Source organism: Paraburkholderia acidisoli (assembly GCF_009789675.1).
GTDB classification, from domain to species: Bacteria; Pseudomonadota; Gammaproteobacteria; order Burkholderiales; family Burkholderiaceae; genus Paraburkholderia; species Paraburkholderia acidisoli.
Genome location: NZ_CP046913.1, coordinates 51,113 through 67,186, shown reverse-complemented (window position 1 = coordinate 67,186; position 16,074 = coordinate 51,113). Strand labels below are relative to the sequence as shown.

15 protein-coding genes and 1 pseudogene are annotated in these 16,074 nt (G+C 66.5%); 11 read left to right on the top strand and 5 right to left on the bottom strand.

Features of this window, described 5'->3' with window-relative positions:
• Positions 1-566 precede the first annotated feature (566 nt).
• From dksA to hslU, 3 genes are all read left to right on the top strand, one after another.
• Positions 567-986 carry an RNA polymerase-binding protein DksA gene (gene dksA / locus FAZ98_RS00295; protein ID WP_158947667.1) on the top strand — a complete coding sequence of 140 codons (420 nt, stop codon included), beginning with the start codon at positions 567-569 and terminating at the stop codon, positions 984-986.
• Between the two features lie 365 nt (positions 987-1,351).
• Entirely contained in the window at positions 1,352-1,888 is a 537-nt protein-coding gene (hslV, locus tag FAZ98_RS00290) for an ATP-dependent protease subunit HslV (RefSeq protein ID WP_158947665.1), read from the top strand.
• Between the two features lie 30 nt (positions 1,889-1,918).
• A complete protein-coding gene (gene hslU, locus FAZ98_RS00285; RefSeq protein WP_158947663.1) occupies positions 1,919-3,265 on the top strand; it encodes an ATP-dependent protease ATPase subunit HslU in 1,347 nt (448 codons plus the stop codon).
• 154 nt (positions 3,266-3,419) lie between these two features.
• Here the strand turns inward: hslU and FAZ98_RS00280 are convergent, their stop codons facing one another.
• The 3 genes and pseudogenes from FAZ98_RS00280 to FAZ98_RS36025 form a co-directional block, all read right to left on the bottom strand.
• Positions 3,420-3,962, bottom strand: coding sequence for a response regulator transcription factor (locus tag FAZ98_RS00280; protein ID WP_158947661.1), 543 nt, complete (start codon positions 3,960-3,962; stop codon positions 3,420-3,422).
• A 168-nt stretch (positions 3,963-4,130) separates the two neighbouring features.
• Positions 4,131-5,447 (bottom strand): annotated as a pseudogene (locus tag FAZ98_RS00275) (ATP-binding protein); the annotation flags it as partial.
• Positions 5,448-5,507: 60 nt separating this feature from the next.
• Entirely contained in the window at positions 5,508-5,885 is a 378-nt protein-coding gene (locus tag FAZ98_RS36025) for a hypothetical protein (RefSeq protein ID WP_325072344.1), read from the bottom strand.
• Between the two features lie 84 nt (positions 5,886-5,969).
• Between FAZ98_RS36025 and FAZ98_RS00270 the strand changes: the two genes are divergently transcribed.
• Positions 5,970-7,229 (top strand): tetratricopeptide repeat protein, encoded by a 1,260-nt coding sequence (locus FAZ98_RS00270; RefSeq protein ID WP_325072343.1) that lies wholly within the window; start codon positions 5,970-5,972, stop codon positions 7,227-7,229.
• Between the two features lie 72 nt (positions 7,230-7,301).
• Here FAZ98_RS00270 and FAZ98_RS00265 read toward each other — a convergent pair whose 3' ends face one another.
• Entirely contained in the window at positions 7,302-7,544 is a 243-nt protein-coding gene (locus FAZ98_RS00265) for a cysteine-rich CWC family protein (RefSeq protein WP_158947655.1), read from the bottom strand.
• 415 nt (positions 7,545-7,959) lie between these two features.
• Between FAZ98_RS00265 and argB the strand changes: the two genes are divergently transcribed.
• The 7 genes from argB to FAZ98_RS00230 all read left to right on the top strand — a co-directional run bounded on the left by argB (position 7,960) and on the right by FAZ98_RS00230 (position 15,243).
• Entirely contained in the window at positions 7,960-8,859 is a 900-nt protein-coding gene (gene argB, locus FAZ98_RS00260; protein ID WP_158947653.1) for an acetylglutamate kinase, read from the top strand.
• 160 nt (positions 8,860-9,019) lie between these two features.
• Positions 9,020-9,772 carry a pyrimidine 5'-nucleotidase gene (locus tag FAZ98_RS00255; RefSeq protein WP_158947651.1) on the top strand — a complete coding sequence of 251 codons (753 nt, stop codon included), beginning with the start codon at positions 9,020-9,022 and terminating at the stop codon, positions 9,770-9,772.
• 50 nt (positions 9,773-9,822) lie between these two features.
• Positions 9,823-10,560, top strand: a complete 738-nt coding sequence (gene slmA / locus FAZ98_RS00250) for a nucleoid occlusion factor SlmA (RefSeq protein ID WP_158947649.1) — start codon at positions 9,823-9,825, stop codon at positions 10,558-10,560.
• Between the two features lie 296 nt (positions 10,561-10,856).
• Complete coding sequence (metX, locus tag FAZ98_RS00245; RefSeq protein WP_158947647.1) at positions 10,857-12,002, top strand: homoserine O-succinyltransferase MetX; 1,146 nt, start codon at positions 10,857-10,859, stop codon at positions 12,000-12,002.
• The gene (gene metW / locus FAZ98_RS00240) at positions 11,999-12,607 is read left to right on the top strand and encodes a methionine biosynthesis protein MetW (protein ID WP_158947645.1); all 609 of its coding nucleotides are present in this window, start codon (positions 11,999-12,001) and stop codon (positions 12,605-12,607) included. The genes metX and metW overlap by 4 nt, the downstream gene beginning before the upstream one ends.
• 66 nt (positions 12,608-12,673) lie before the next feature.
• Positions 12,674-14,068 (top strand): AmpG family muropeptide MFS transporter, encoded by a 1,395-nt coding sequence (locus tag FAZ98_RS00235; protein ID WP_158947643.1) that lies wholly within the window; start codon positions 12,674-12,676, stop codon positions 14,066-14,068.
• 110 nt (positions 14,069-14,178) lie between these two features.
• Positions 14,179-15,243, top strand: a complete 1,065-nt coding sequence (locus tag FAZ98_RS00230) for a M48 family metallopeptidase (protein ID WP_407672016.1) — start codon at positions 14,179-14,181, stop codon at positions 15,241-15,243.
• 31 nt (positions 15,244-15,274) lie between these two features.
• Here the strand turns inward: FAZ98_RS00230 and FAZ98_RS00225 are convergent, their stop codons facing one another.
• Complete coding sequence (locus tag FAZ98_RS00225) at positions 15,275-16,054, bottom strand: exodeoxyribonuclease III (protein WP_158947641.1); 780 nt, start codon at positions 16,052-16,054, stop codon at positions 15,275-15,277.
• Positions 16,055-16,074: the final 20 nt, after the last annotated feature.

The window sequence follows — 16,074 nt, the reverse complement described above, 5'->3', positions numbered from 1 at the left end:
CGTTCTGAAAAAAGTCCGAAAAAACCCGTCGAAAACGCGAATTCGCCGCGCGCAATGACGTCTTTCGCTGCGCGGACGCCAAATAACGTACCCGACCATCGCTTTTTCACGATTGGCGCGTTATATTTTCTGGATATCGACCGGTGCGCAAACGTAAATCCGACACGCTCAAGAAAATCGCGCCGTGACCGGGAATTTCCGGCTTGCGGCCTGAGTTTGCGGTTCGGTTACAATACGGCCCCACTGGAAGAGAGGCAGCCCCGGAATACGCGTTTTTCCGCCGTTCCGGCAGGGCGCCCCGCCGTCAGCGCATGGGAGTCGCAGCGCGCTGCCGGTACGAAATATGCCTCAGGAGCATCTGTAAAACCGGTTTCCAGAGGAGTTCGGCCCCGCAGCGGCGCTTCGCGCGTCACGACAATTCATCGTCCGTGCCCGCCAGCGCGCATGACGGCGCGGTTAATGCGCCTGGCAAAAGTGGTGAGTTCGCCACCGCGGCCACTGCGGGCAACACCCAAGTGCAGGCAAGATGTGCCAGTTTTGCCCCACTCATTGAAGAAGCAAGCCAGATGACGACGAAACGACTCTTGACCGAAGCCGAAATCCTGAAGATGGGCGACAAGGATTACATGAACGAGGATCAGCTCGCCTTCTTCAAGAACCGGCTCGAACAGCTGCAGGCGGAAATCCTCCGCAATGCGGGCCAGACCACCGAGAATCTGCGCGAAACCGTGATCGTTCCGGATCCGGCCGACCGCGCGACGATCGAGGAAGAGCACGCGCTCGAACTGCGCACGCGCGACCGCGAGCGCAAGCTGCTGAAGAAGGTGCAGCAATCGATCGCGCGCATCGAATCGGGCGACTACGGCTGGTGCGAAGAAACGGGCGAGCCGATCGGCATCCCGCGTCTGCTCGCGCGCCCGACCGCCACGCTCTCGCTCGAAGCGCAAGAGCGCCGCGAACTGCGCCAGAAGCTGTTCGGCGACTGAGATTGCCGGCTGCCGCGAACGGGTCTCGCGGCGCACGACTTGCCTTCGCGAAGAAGCGCACGGGTCTCCCGTGCGCTTTTTTCTTTGGCGCGGCGCCGGGCGCTCGCCCGGGCGCCTTGCCGGCCGCACCGCCGTGGCGGCCGCCTCACCGCCTTCCCACGCGCTTTTGCCGCACCCGCGCGGCCCGGTTTCTGCGCGCCTCGCCCTTGAAGTGTCGATCGACGCCCTAAACTTCTACCGACACGCGCTTCGGGCGCAACCGGATTCGAGCGCGGCGGCCACGCTTTCCAACGCCGCCGCGCCTCCCGACAACGGCACGCAATGCCATCGCATCCCACGCGGCATCAACGCAAAAAGGAACGCACATGGAGCAATTTCACGGCACGACGATCGTCTCCGTACGACGCGGCGACAAGGTCGCGCTCGGCGGTGACGGCCAGGTCACGCTCGGCAACATCGTCATGAAGGGTGGCGCGAAGAAGGTCCGGCGCATTTACGGCGGCAAGGTCATGGTCGGTTTCGCGGGCGGCACCGCCGACGCCTTCTCGCTGCTCGACCGCTTCGAAGCCAAGCTCGAAAAGCATCAGGGCAATCTCACGCGTTCGGCCGTCGAACTGGCGAAGGACTGGCGCACCGACCGCATGCTGCGCCGTCTCGAAGCCATGCTGATCGCCGCCGACGAACACACCACGCTCGTCATCACCGGCAACGGCGACGTGCTCGATCCCGAAGGCGGCATCTGCGCGATTGGCTCGGGCGGCTCGTACGCGCAGGCCGCGGCGCGCGCGCTGGTCGACAACACCGACCTCTCGCCGCGCGAGATCGTCGAAAAGTCGCTCGAAATCGCGGGCGACATGTGCATCTACACGAATCACAATCGCGTGATCGAAACCATCGAGTAACGGCCTCGCCACCGACTACAAGGACTCACGATGAGCACCATGACTCCCGCCGAGATCGTCTCGGAACTCGACAAGCACATCATCGGCCAGGCGAAGGCGAAGAAGGCCGTGGCCGTCGCGCTGCGCAACCGCTGGCGCCGCCAGCAGGTGGCCGAGCCGCTGCGCCAGGAAATCACGCCGAAGAACATTCTCATGATCGGGCCGACGGGCGTCGGCAAGACCGAGATCGCGCGCCGTCTCGCCAAGCTGGCCGACGCGCCGTTCATCAAGATCGAAGCGACCAAGTTCACCGAAGTGGGCTACGTGGGCCGCGACGTGGACAGCATCGTGCGCGACCTCATCGAGATCTCGGTGAAGCAGACGCGCGAGTCGGAAATGCGCAAGGTTCGCAGCAAGGCCACGGACCAGGCCGAGGACCGGATCCTCGACATCCTGCTGCCGAGCGCGCGCCCCGTGGGCTTCGGATCGTCGGAATCGGGCGCCGCGGATAGCGACAACGTCACGCGCCAGACCTTCCGCAAACGCCTGCGCGAAGGTCAGCTCGACGACAAGGAAATCGAGCTCGACGTCGAACTGCCGCAAGCGGGCATGGACATCATGGGGCCGCCGGGCATGGAAGACATGACCGAGCAGATCCGCTCGATGTTCGCCAATCTCGGCGGCGGCAAGAAGACGCGCCGCAAGGTGAAGGTCAAGGAAGCGCTGAAACTCCTGACCGACGAGGAAGCGGCGAAGATGCTCAATGACGAAGAGGTCAAGCAGAAAGCCGTGCAGAACGTCGAGCAGAACGGCATCGTGTTCCTCGACGAAATCGACAAGATCGCCTCGCGCAACAACGAAGGCGCGGGCGGCGGTGAAGTCTCGCGTCAGGGCGTGCAGCGCGACCTGCTGCCGCTCGTGGAAGGCACGACCATCAACACGAAGTACGGCATGGTCAAGACCGATCACATCCTGTTCATCGCGAGCGGTGCGTTCCACCTCTCGAAGCCGAGCGATCTGATTCCCGAACTGCAAGGCCGTTTCCCGATTCGCGTCGAACTCGACTCGCTCTCCGTGAAGGACTTCGAAGCGATTCTCGTCTCCACCGACGCGAGCCTCGTGAAGCAGTATCAGGCGCTGCTCGCCACCGAAGACGTGCATCTCGACTTCGCCGAAGACGGCATTCGCCGCCTCGCGGAGATCGCCTTCTCCGTGAACGAGAAGACCGAGAATATCGGCGCGCGCCGTCTCTATACGGTCATCGAAAAGCTGCTCGAAGATGTCTCGTTTGCGGCGGGCAATCACGCGGGCCAGAGCGTGACCGTCAACGCGGCTTACGTCGACAAGGCGCTCGGCGAAGTCTCGCAGGACGAAGATCTGTCGCGCTACGTGCTGTAACGCGATATCGCCCGTCGCCCGGCGGCGGGCGCTGGCAACATCGGCGCATCAAAAAAGGGACCCCGCGGGGTCCCTTTTGCATGGGTGCCGGCGTTTGCGTCGGCGTTTGCCCAGGCCCGCGGCGCGCCCGGGAGGCGCGCTCAGCGATGCCGGCTCACTGCCGCACGGGCCGCTTCGCGAGCTTGCGCTGCAAGGTGCGGCGATGCATGTTGAGCGCGCGCGCCGTGGCCGAGATGTTGCCGTTGTGCTCGGCAAGCACGCGCTGAATGTGCTCCCATTCGAGGCGCGCGACGGAAAGCGGCGCCGGGTGCTCGATGGCCGCTTCGGCCTGCAGCGCGCTCGCGTCGCCTTGAAGCGCCGAAAGAATCATCTCGACGTTCGCGGGCTTCGCGAGGTAGTTGTCGGCGCCGTCCTTCACCGCCTGCACGGCCGTGGCGATGCTCGCGTAACCCGTGAGCACGAGCATGCGCGCGTCGGGTTGCAGATCGCGCAGCGGCGCGATGAGCGAGAGGCCCGAGTCGTTGCCGAGATGCAGGTCGACGGTGATCTGCGCGAACTTCTGCTGGTTCGCGAAGCGGATCGCTTCGTCCGCGTTGTGCGCCTGCTCCACCTGGTAGCCGCGCCGCGTCAGGCCGCGCGCCAGGATGTCGGAGAACACCTCGTCGTCGTCGATGACCAGAAAACTCATTTCGCTCATGCCTATTGCTCCGTGTTGTTAGGCCGCACCGGGCCGGGCCGGCCCGTCGCCCGATTCCATTCCCGAACCGGCGGCCGCGCCTTCGTGCGGCGCCGCGTTCACCTCATTCGATGCCTGTGCGGCGGCCTCGTCCGTGTCGCCCGTGTCGTCCGTGTCGCCCGGCCGGACCGGCACGCGCAACAGCGCGCGCGTGCCGCGCGGCTTGCGCGGGCGCGCGTAAGTCGTGGGCGCGCCCGTGGCGATGGCCGCGCTGTCGGCGTCGGTGTCGCCCGCGGGTTCGCCGGGCGCCGTGACGTCGGCCAGTTCGATCGAGCCGCCCAGCCGCGCCGCCGACGCAAACGCCAGATACAGCCCGACGCCGTGACCGCCCTGCGTGCTGTCCACGGGCGCGGCGCCGAGCGACGCGCGCAGCGAAGCCGGAATGCCCGGCCCCGCGTCGCGGACTTCGAAGTCGACATGCCCCGCGCGCGGCGACGCGAACGCGCGCAACGTCACGAAATCGCGGCTCGCGCGCGCGGCGTTGTCGAGCAGGATCGTGAGGATCTGGCCAACCGCGACGGTGTCGTCGAGACTCAGGTCGGCGGGCGGTTCGTCGAGCAGCTCGAAGGTCACGTGCGGATGGCGCAGGCGCCATTGCTCGACGAACGGCCCGAGCCACTCGCGCACGGCCTGCCGGCTGCCCGCCGACGACGCGCGGCTGCGCAGGCGCGCGAGCGCCGAAGTACACAGCGTGATCTGCCGGTCGAGCAGGTCGAGGTCGGCGGTGTAGGGCGCGAGGCCCTGGTCCGTGCGCGCCACGTCGCGCAGTTCCTCGGTGAGCATGGCGATAGTGGAGAGCGGCGTGCCGATCTCGTGCGCGACCGTGGCCGCCTGCACGCCCAGCGCCACCGCGCGCTCGTCGCGCAACAGCCGCTGCTGGGCGTCGCCGAGCGCCGTGTCACGTTGCCGCAGCGCGCGCGACATGCGCGCGACGAACCACACGATCAGGCACACGCTCACCATGAAGTTCACCCACATGCCCGCGCGATAGTAGTCGAACAGGTTGGCGGGATTGTCGAGATTGAGCGGGACGTTGTCGAAGCCGAGCAGCACGTAGCAGGCCACCGCGAAGGCCGCGAGCCACGCCGTGAGATACCAGGGCAGCACGGCCGCCGCGATCGCGAGCGAAGGCAGATAAAGCGAAACGAACGGGTTGGTCGTACCGCCGGAGAGGAACAGCAGCGCGGAAAGCGCGCCGAGGTCGACCCATAGCTGGCCGAACAGTTCGAGATTCGACTCGGGACGATCCTGCGTGACGCGCAGCCACGTGACGCCGTTGAACGCCACTTCCATGGCGATCACGAACAGCATGGCGGGCAGCGGCAATTGCACGCCGATGAAAAGCTGCACGAAGGCGATCGTGCAGAGCTGGCCGATGATGGCGAGGCTGCGCAGCCAGAACAGATGGCTGAGATTGACGCGAGCACTGACGGTTATGCGATGCATGGCGTCAGTTTACCGGTTAAGACTTGTCTGATTCATCATCTTGAAAAGGTTTGCTTCAATCTAGGTCATCCGCCGACTACATAAATCGCGGCGTTTTCCTACAGGATAGAAGCAGCAATGCCCAATGTCGTTTCCGGTGCGCTCGCGCCTGCGCACGCCCTCTTTCTCGATTTCGTCGATGCCGCGAGCCACGACGCCCCCGCCGCTTCCACCGCTTCCGCCGATCGCGGCGCGGTGGCCGAAGCCGTGCTCGACCGCGTGCGCGCCGCGCTGCGCGCCCTCGACGACGACACGCTCATGCGGATCGCAGCGCGTGCCCGGCAGCAGCCGTTCGCCGACGAAGCCATCCGCCTCACGGGCGCGGTGGCGCGGCTCGCGCCGCAGCGGGCCGCCGCGGGGTTCGCGGCCGGTCTCGCGCTGCAATTCGCGAATCGTCACGCGGACGCCGTGCAACCTTACCGCCGTGCGCTTGCAATCGCGCGAAAGTTTCCAAATCTGCGGAACAATCTCGCATCAGCCTTGATGCAAATCAAATCTGATGGCAACGAAATCCTGGCATTGCTGAGCGAAGTCGTCGCGGAAGAACCCGGCAACGCGAATGCGTGGATCAATCTCGCGCGCGTGCTACCCACCGACACCGACATCGCCCGGCCGCTCGAGGCGGCGCGCAAGGCGCTAACCCTGGCGCCGCAGAGCCCGCTCGCGCTCAACAACTACGCCATGGCCTGCAAGGAAGCGCAGTTGTGGGACGAAGCCAGGCGCGCCGCCCTTGGCGCCTGCCAGTATGCGCCGAACGACCCCACGCAGCGCCTGAACCTGGCGATGACCCAGCTCCTGCGCCGCGATTACGCCAAAGGCTGGCCGGGCCACGAGACACGCTGGGAAGGCTCGAGCGAACTGGCCTCGGGCCGGCCCGTGTTCCCGAAGCCCGAATGGCGCGGCGAGCCGCTCGCGGGCCGCACGCTGCTCGTGTGGGGCGAACAGGGCATGGGCGACCTGCTGCAGTTCTGCCGCTATCTGCCGATGCTCGCCGAACGCGTGCATCGCGAAGGCGGCCGGCTGGTCTGGAATTCGTTCCCGCAGATGGGCGCGCTCCTCTCGCGCAGCCTCGGCGCGCACTGCGACCGGTATTGCGTGGGCGGTCCCGTGGAAAACCTGCCGCCCTACGATTACGAAATCTCGCTGCTGAGTCTCCCGCTGCTATTCGGTACCGTGGATGCGACGATTCCCGGTCCGGTGGGTTATCTCAAGGCGGATGCGCGGGCGGCCGCGGGCTGGCGTGAACGTCTCGCGGGAGAAAAGCGGCTCAAGGTCGGGCTCGCATGGACAGGCAGCCTCACGCACAAACGCAACCCGTTCCGGCGCGTCGGGCTCGAGGCCTATGCGAAGCACTTCGGCGCGCTGCAAGACGTGGCGGCGTTCTATTCGCTGCAGCCGGGTGCCGACGACGATGTTGCGGCGGCGCGCGCGGCGGGCTTCGAGGTGACCGATTTCAGCGCGCAATGGCGCGATTTCGACGAGACGGCGGCGTTCGTCGAATCGCTCGATCTGGTGATCTCGGTGTGCACGTCGGCGGCGCATCTGGCGGGCGCGCTGGGCAAAACCGCGTGGGTGCTGCTCGACGTGAATCCACATTGGGTCTGGCAACTCGAACGCAGCGACAGCCCGTGGTATCCGCACACGACGCTGTATCGGCAGAAAGCGTTCCGCGAGTGGGAGCCGGTGCTCGCGCGCGTGAGCGCCGATCTGGCGGCGCTGGCGAAGGCACCGCGCACCGTGTGACGCCTGGCACGCCAACGCGCGCGCGATTCAACACGAACACACGCGAGCGCGGACCGTCGCCGACACGGGGATTCAGCGCGGCGGCGGCACTTCGCCCGATGCACCGAGGCCGCCCGGCGCGGGCATGAGCGCCTCGGCGAGACATTCGGGGCACAAACAGCGGCCGCGCGGATCGAGCCGGCCGGCGGGGACAGCCGGCAGCGCCTTGCACCAGCAGTCGAACGGCTCGGTATGGCGGCCGCAATCGAACGCGGCGCCGCAACGCGGGCAGCGCACGCTTTTCAAGGCGTCGGCGGGGGGACGGGGAGCCGTCATGGCGTGCTCCTTGAGGTGACGGGGCCGAATTGGGGCGCGAAAGCCGTTTCGGAGGATGCCGGATCGCGACGGAACGCGCCGGATCGCGTCGAACGATGCCGGACACAGACGGAATCGCGGCACGGCGCGGCCCGGACGGCAACCCGGCGCGCCCCCGCGGCGAAGCGGAACGAAGCGGGGCGAGAACGCCAATCATGCCACGCCGACCGCCGCCGCGCCTTGACGGGCCCGCGCGACGGCCCTGTTGCGCACACGCGCCGGCCGACCGCGTTTTCCCTGCTGCGCCGCGACAGTCCTGTACAATCCGGCCTGTTTCAACCGGTTTTCGCCCGCGCTCCCCTCCGCGGCTCCAGTTCCGCGAGTGCGTGCGCGAGTTTCGTCCGTTTTCCGTCTGTTTTCGTCCAGCCCCGCCGCCATGTCCGAGCCTATCGACCTTTCGCAGATCGCGCCCACCCTGAAAGCCGAAATCCTTGCCGAGGCGCTGCCGTATATTCGCCAGTACCACGGCAAGACCGTCGTCATCAAATACGGCGGCAACGCCATGACCGAAGAGCGCCTCAAGCAAGGCTTCGCGCGCGACGTGATCCTGCTGAAGCTCGTCGGCATCAACCCGGTCATCGTGCACGGCGGCGGCCCGCAGATCGACACGGCGCTCAAGAAGATCGGCAAGCAGGGCACCTTCATCCAGGGCATGCGCGTCACCGACGAGGAAACCATGGAAGTCGTCGAGTGGGTGCTCGGCGGCGAGGTGCAGCAGGACATCGTCACGCTGATCAACCATTTCGGCGGCCACGCGGTCGGCCTGACCGGCAAGGACGGCGGCCTGATCCACGCGCGCAAGCTCATGATGCCGGACCGCGACAATCCCGGTCAGTACGTGGACATCGGCCAGGTGGGCGAAGTCGAGGCGATTAATCCGGCGGTCGTGAAGGCGCTTCAGGACGACGCGTTCATTCCGGTGATCTCGCCGATCGGTTTCGGCGAAGACGGTCTCTCGTACAACATCAACGCCGACCTCGTGGCGGGCAAGCTCGCGGTGGTGCTCAACGCCGAAAAGCTCGTGATGATGACGAACATCCCCGGCGTGATGGACAAGGCCGGCACGCTGCTGACCGACCTTTCGGCGCGCGAGATCGACGCGCTGTTCGAAGACGGCACGATCTCGGGCGGCATGCTGCCGAAGATCGCCTCGGCGCTCGACGCGGCGAAGAGCGGCGTGCGCTCGGTGCACATCATCGACGGCCGTATCGAGCATTCGGTGCTGCTCGAAATCCTGACCGAGCAGCCGTTCGGCACGATGATCCGCTCGCACTGAGCGAGCGGCGCCCGACGCGGCAGGTTCGCGCGAACGCACGCGCAACCGCCGCGCCATCGAAGCCCATGGCCTGTGCCGTCCGCCAGGCCGTCTCTTTCAACGCGCCGCGCGCGCCGTCGCAATACGGCCCGCACCGCGCCGCCACCCTGCCCGACGCACGATGACCGACTCACGCCCGAACCGCCGGCGCAGGCCGAGACGCGTCGCTCGCACGACCGCCGCCCCGGGCTTCCGTGCCCCTGTCTGGCTCTTCGATCTCGACAACACGCTGCACGGCGCGTCCCGCGCGATCTTTCCCGCCATCAACGCGGGCATGACGCAGTACATCATCGATGCGCTGGGCATTTCGCGCGAGCACGCCGACCATCTGCGCACGAGCTACACGCAGCGCTACGGCGCAACGCTGCTCGGTCTCGCGCGCCATCATCCCGTCGATCCGCATGACTTCCTCAAGGTCGTGCACACCTTCGACGACCTGCCCGCGATGCTGCATGCCGAGCGCGGTCTCGCGCGTCTTCTCGCCGCACTGCCGGGCCGCAAGATCGTCTTCACCAACGCGCCCGAGGTCTATGCGCGCGCGGTGCTCGCGGCGCTCGGCATCGAGCGCGTGTTCGAGCGCGTGATCGCCGTGGAAAACATGCGCAGCCCGCGCGGGCACTGGCGCGCCAAGCCCGACCGCGCGATGCTGCGCGGCAAATTGCGCGAAGCGGGCGTGGCGCTGCGCGACGCGATTCTCGTCGAAGACACGCGCAGCCATTTGAAGGACTATCGCCGGCTCGGTATCCGCACCGTGTGGATCACGGGCCATTTGCCCGCGCATGTGCGCGGCACCGGTCGGCCGCACTATGTCGATCGTCGCATTCGTTCGCTAAAATCGCTGAAACCAGGCCTGCAGCCGCGACGCTCGAAGTAAAACGGGGGAGCGTCGGACCGCGGCAAGAGGCCAGACCGAGGACGCCATTCATGCAGCCGACCGAAACGCGTGAAGCAGTCACCGCAGTTGATTCCGCGGGCAACGCCATACCGGGCGAGGGCCGTCGCGCCACGCGCCCGAAGCCAGGCGAGCGCCGCATCCACATTCTCCAGACGCTCGCCTCCATGCTCGAGGCGCCGCGCGGCGAGAAGATCACCACGGCCGCGCTGGCCGCGCGTCTCGGCGTGTCCGAGGCCGCGCTGTATCGCCATTTCGCCAGCAAGGCGCAGATGTACGAGGGGCTGATCGACTTCATCGAGCAGACGCTGTTCGGCCTCATCAACCAGATCGTCGAAAAAGAACCGGGCGGCGTGCAACAGGCGCGCGCGATCGCGCTGATGCTCGTGAACTTCGCGGCGCGCAACGCCGGCATGACGCGCGTCTTGACCTGCGAGGCGCTGGTGGGCGAGCACGAACGGCTCGCCGAGCGCGTGAACCAGTTGCTCGATCGCGTGGAGGCTTCCCTGCGCCAATGTCTGCGCGTCGAACTCGCGCAGGAGGCGGAACGCCGCGCGGAGGCTGGCACAACCGGTTCGGGCGCCCCGGTTCCGGGCGAAGCGCAGCGCGCGGCGCCGGCGGGCAAGAGCGGCCCGGCCAACGACGCGGCGATTCGCGCGAACCTCGTGATCCGCTATGTGATCGGCTGCTGGCATCGCTATGCGCAAAGCGGTTTCGCGCGCTCGCCGAGCGAACACGCCGACGAGCAGATCCGCATCATGCTTCAGTAAGCCCCATTTCAGTAAGCCCCGCTTCGCGCCGCGCCGCCGTGGTCTTCCGGCGCGCCGCGGCCGGGAGCCCGCGTGGATCGCTTCGCACTTTTTCCGATATACTCTGCGTTCGTTTTGCAATACCTTTGCAATCCCCACGCGCCGATTTGCTGACTCGATTGCGGGCGCGTGAATTCCGGGTCAAGGTCCGGAGTTCGATATAAATGCGGCTAAAGAGGTCGTCAGCTGCGCCACCCCTTTCGCATTCCGCGCTCGCCGAGACCATTTAGCCGCCCGAAACAACCAAGGCGGAACGAATGGAATCGATCGGTATCGTCGCTCCTCAAACCCTGCATTTCGACGCGCCGCTGCAATTGCAGAACGGCACGGCGCTGGCCGGTTACGACCTCGTGGTCGAGACCTACGGCACGCTCAACGCCGCACGCAGCAACGCCGTGCTCGTCTGTCACGCGCTCAACGCCTCGCATCACGTCGCGGGCGTGTACGCGGACAACCCGAAAGACGTTGGCTGGTGGGACAACATGGTCGGGCCCGGCAAGCCGCTCGACACCAACCGCTTCTTCGTGATCGGCGTGAACAATCTCGGCTCGTGCTTCGGCTCGACCGGCCCGATGAGCCGCGACCCCGCCACGGGCCAGCCCTACGGCGCGAAGTTTCCGGTCGTGACCGTCGAGGACTGGGTGGACGCGCAGGCGCGCGTGGCCGATCGCTTCGGCATCGACAAATTCGCGGCGGTGATGGGCGGCAGCCTCGGCGGCATGCAGGCGCTCGCGTGGAGCCTGCGCTATCCCGACCGCCTCGGCCATTGCATCGTGATCGCCTCCACGCCCAAGCTCTCGGCGCAGAACATCGCGTTCAACGAAGTGGCGCGCTCGGCCATTCTCTCGGACCCCGACTTCCACGGCGGCGACTACTACGCGCACGGCGTGGTGCCGCGCCGCGGCCTGCGCGTCGCGCGCATGATCGGCCACATCACCTATCTTTCCGACGACGACATGGCCGAGAAGTTCGGCCGCGCGCTGCGCCGCGCCGAAGGCGCCGTCGACGCGTACAACTTCAACTTCGACGTGGAATTCGAGGTGGAGTCGTACTTGCGCTATCAGGGCGACAAGTTCGCCGACTACTTCGACGCCAACACGTATCTGCTGATCACGCGCGCGCTCGATTACTTCGATCCGGCCAAGACCTACGACGGCGACCTCACGCGCGCGCTCGCGCACACGAAGGCGAAATACCTCGTGGCGAGCTTCGCGACCGACTGGCGTTTCGCGCCCGCGCGCTCGCGCGAGCTCGTGAAGGCGCTGCTCGACCACAAGCGTCAGGTGACCTACGCCGAGATCGACGCGCCGCACGGCCACGACGCCTTCCTGCTCGACGACGCGCGCTATCACAACGTCGTGCGCGCTTACTACGAACGCATTGCCGCTGAGGTGGGCGCATGAACCAGAGCGCATTCGACAGTCTTTCCGCCCGTCCCGACTTTCGCACCATCGCGCGCTGGATCGAACCGCGCGCCAAGGTGCTCGACCTCGGTTGCGGCGACGGCTCGCTGCTCTCGCTGCTCAGCGAGGAGCTGGAGTGCACGGGCTACGGCATCGAGATCAACGACGCGGGCGTGCTCGCCTCGGTAAAGAACGGCATCAACGTGATCCAGCAGAATCTGGAAGACGGCCTGCGCCTGTTCGAAGACGCGAGCTTCGACTTCGCGATCCTCTCGCAAACGCTGCAGACCATTCACCAGACCGCCGCGATCCTGCGCGAGACGGCGCGCGTGGGCAAGGAATGCATCGTCTCGTTCCCGAATTTCGGCTACTGGCCGCACCGGCTTTCGGTGCTGCGCGGGCGCATGCCGGTCTCGAAGTCGCTGCCCTACCAGTGGCACAACACGCCGAACGTGCGCGTGCTCACGGTGAAGGATTTCGAGGCGCTCGCGCCCGAGGTCGGTATCGAAATTCTCGATCGCGCCGTGCTGCATGGGGGCCAGACCGTGCGATGGGGCGTGAACTGGCGTGGTAGTCTTGCGGTCTATCGCGTGAGAAAAAAATGACGCCGTGCGCGGCGTCGCGTGTTTTTCCACCCAACTCACTCAACACCGCCGCCGCTCACGCCCGATATGCCGAATCCGCCGCACGAGGCACGCTCTCTCGACGCTCACGAATCCCATCCCGGCTGGCGTGCGTATCTGAATACGCACATGCTGATCTGCGTCTTTCTCGGCTTCACGTCGGGATTGCCGCTCTTCACGCTCGTGTATCTGGTGCAGGCGTGGCTGCGCTCGGAAGGCGTGAATCTCAAGGAAATCGGCCTGTTCGCGCTGATCCAGTTTCCCTACACGTGGAAGTTCGTCTGGGCGCCGCTCATGGACCGCTACGTGCCGCGTCTGCCGGGCTGGAAGCCGGGCCGCCGGCGCGGCTGGATGCTCGTCACGCAAATCCTCGTGGCATTCGCGATCGGCACGCTCGGCTATGTCTCGCCGAAGGACTCGATCTGGACCGTGGCCGCGCTCACGGCGCTCGTGGCGTTCTTCGGCGCGAGCCAGGATATCGCCATCGACGCGTATCGCCGCGAACTGCTGCGTGACACCGAGCAGGGCCTCGGCAACGCCGTGCATGTGAACGCGTACAAGATCGCCGCGCTCGTGCCCGGCTCGCTCGCGCTGATCCTCTCCGACCATCTGCCGTGGAGCACGGTGTTCGTCGTCACGGCCGCGTTCATGATTCCCGGCATGCTCATGACGCTCGTGGTGCGCGAGCCCGAAGTGCACGGCGCGCCGCCCAAAAACCTGCGCGAGGCGATTGCGCAGCCGTTCGTCGAATTCGTGCGCCGCGACGGGCTCGCGGCCGCGCTGTTCGTGCTCGCGTTCATCTTCCTCTACAAGCTCGGCGACACGATGGCCACCACGCTCTCGACGTCGTTCTTCCTCGACATCGGCTTCTCGCGCACCGAGATCGGCGTGATCGCCAAGATGACGGCGTTCGGCGCGAGCCTCGCGGGCGGCATCGTGGGCGGCGTGGCGCTCGTGAAAATCGGCATCGGACGCGGGCTGTGGATCTTCGGTTTCCTGCAGATGATCTCGACGCTCGGCTTCGCGTGGCTCGCGCAGTTGCACGACGGCTCGGCGTCGCTCGCGGCTATCTACGACGTGGTGCTCGGCGCGAGTCACGCGGTGGCCGCCGTGGCGCACGTGTTCGGCGCGAATCTGCAGCTCGCACTCGATCCGCGCGCGGCGGCGCTCGCGCTGGTGTACGGCTTCGAGACCTTCGCGACCGGTTTGACGCTCGCCGCGTTCACCGCCTATATCGCCAGCACCACCGACCCGCGCTACACGGCCACGCAGTTCGCGCTCTTCACGAGCCTCGCCTCGGTGCCGCGCACGCTCGCCTCGGCCGCGAGCGGCTACGTGGTCGCCCGCATCGGCTGGTTCGACTACTTCATCGTCTGCACGGCACTCGCCGTACCGGGTATGCTCCTGCTCATCCGTATCGCCCCGTGGAGAATCCGGTCGTGACGCAGCACCCGACTACCGTGCCAGGCACCGTGAAAGACGCCGTGCCGCCGCACGTTCCGCACCGCAACACGCGGCGGCGGGGGCGCGTTGTCGCACGCGCCGCGGCCGAGGTGCTGACCCGAATGCTGGTGCTGGCCGCCGCGCTGCCCGCGTGGCGCGTGGCGCTCGCCGCCGACAACCCCGCCGCCACGAGCGCGACCAGTGCGGCAGCCGCGTTGCCGTCGAGCGCCGATGCACCTTCGGTCAACAGCGCCGCCAGCGCGATCACGGGCGCGAACCCGGGCACCATGCCGAGCACGAATGCCGGCGCCGGTTCCAGCCCGGCCGCGACCAGCGCGCCCGCCGCCGCCATCGCGCCGAACACCGGCCGCGTCGTGCGCTTCGGCAACAGCGCCGTGTATCGCAACCTGATTCCCTCGCCGATGCTGGAGGCGCAGGCCGCCTCCGAATTCAACGAAATCGTGCGCGGCGCGGCCCATTCGAACCGTCTTTATGCCGATAGCGACCCGCGCGTGCAGCGCGTGCGCGCGTTCGTCGACCGGCTTGCGCCGTATGCGCTCAAGTGGAGCGATCGCGTCAAGAACTGGAAGTGGGAAGTCGCGGTGATCCGCTCGACGGACATCCGCATGTACTGCCTGCCGGGCGGCAAGATCGTCGTGTACGGCGGCCTGCTCGACCGCGTGAAGCTCAACGACAACGAATTCGGCATGCTGCTCGGCCACGAGATCGCGCATGCGGTGCGCGAGCACGTGCGCGAACGCCTCGGCGAGCAACAGGCCGCGCAGATCGAATCGGGCAGCGTGCCGCAGTTGTTCGGTCTCGCCGACCTCGGCGTGTTTCCGCTCGGGATCGGCTCGCAACTGGTGGAAATGCACTACGGCCGCGCCGACGAAACCGAAGCCGACGTGATCGGCGGCGACATCGCCGCGCGCGCCGGTTTCGACCCGCGCGCGGCGCTCACGCTGTGGGACAAACTCGCGGTGGCCACGCGCGCCGACCGCGATCAGGGCTTCATCTACGTGCATCCGTACACGCCCGCGCGCCGCGCCGACATCGCCAAACGGCTCGCGGACATGATGCCGCTCTACGCCAAGGCCATCGGCAAACCGCTCGACGCGCTGCCCGACTACGAAGGCATGGCCGCGCCGCAACGGCGCAAGCTCGCCGGGCAATGAGCGCGCCCGCAGTGCGGCGCGCGCGCCAAGGTCAGCCCTTCACCTTGTAGTCGTAGTCGATCGTCAGCGGCGCGTGGTCGCTGAACTTGATGTCCTTGAAGATCGACGTTTTCTTCGCCGTGTGCCCGACGCCCGGCGTGGCGATCTGGTAATCGATACGCCACCCCACGTTCTTCGCGTAGGCCTGACCGCGGTTGCTCCACCACGTGTACTGCTCGGCGCGCGTGTCGAGCGTGCGGAACACGTCCACATAACCCACGTCGTCGAACAGTTTCGTGAGCCACGCGCGCTCTTCGGGCAGGCAACCCGAGTTCTTCTGGTTGCCCTTCCAGTTCTTGATGTCGATTTCCTTGTGGACGATGTTCACGTCGCCGCACACGATCACTTCCCGCTCCTGCGCGAGTTCGGCCAGATGCGGCATGAATTCGTCCATGAAGCGGTACTTCGCGGCCTGGCGCTCCTCGCCGCTCGACCCCGACGGCACGTACACCGAGATCACCGAGAGCTTGCCGTAACGCGTTTCCACATAGCGGCCTTCGGGATCGAATTCGGCGCTGCCGAAGCCGATGATCACGTCGTCCGGCTCGTGGCGCGAGTACACGCCCGCGCCGCTGTAGCCCTTCTTCACCGCATGCTGGAAATAGCCCTTGAAGTCGTGCGGCGCGAGAAATTCGGGCGTCATGTCGTCCTGCGAGCACTTGATTTCCTGCACGCAGAGCACGTCGGCTTTCTGCTCGCCGAACCACTCGAAAAAGCCCTTCTTCGCCGCCGAACGGATGCCGTTCAGATTCGCGGTGATCACACGGAACATGGTGTTTTCCTCTTGTTTTG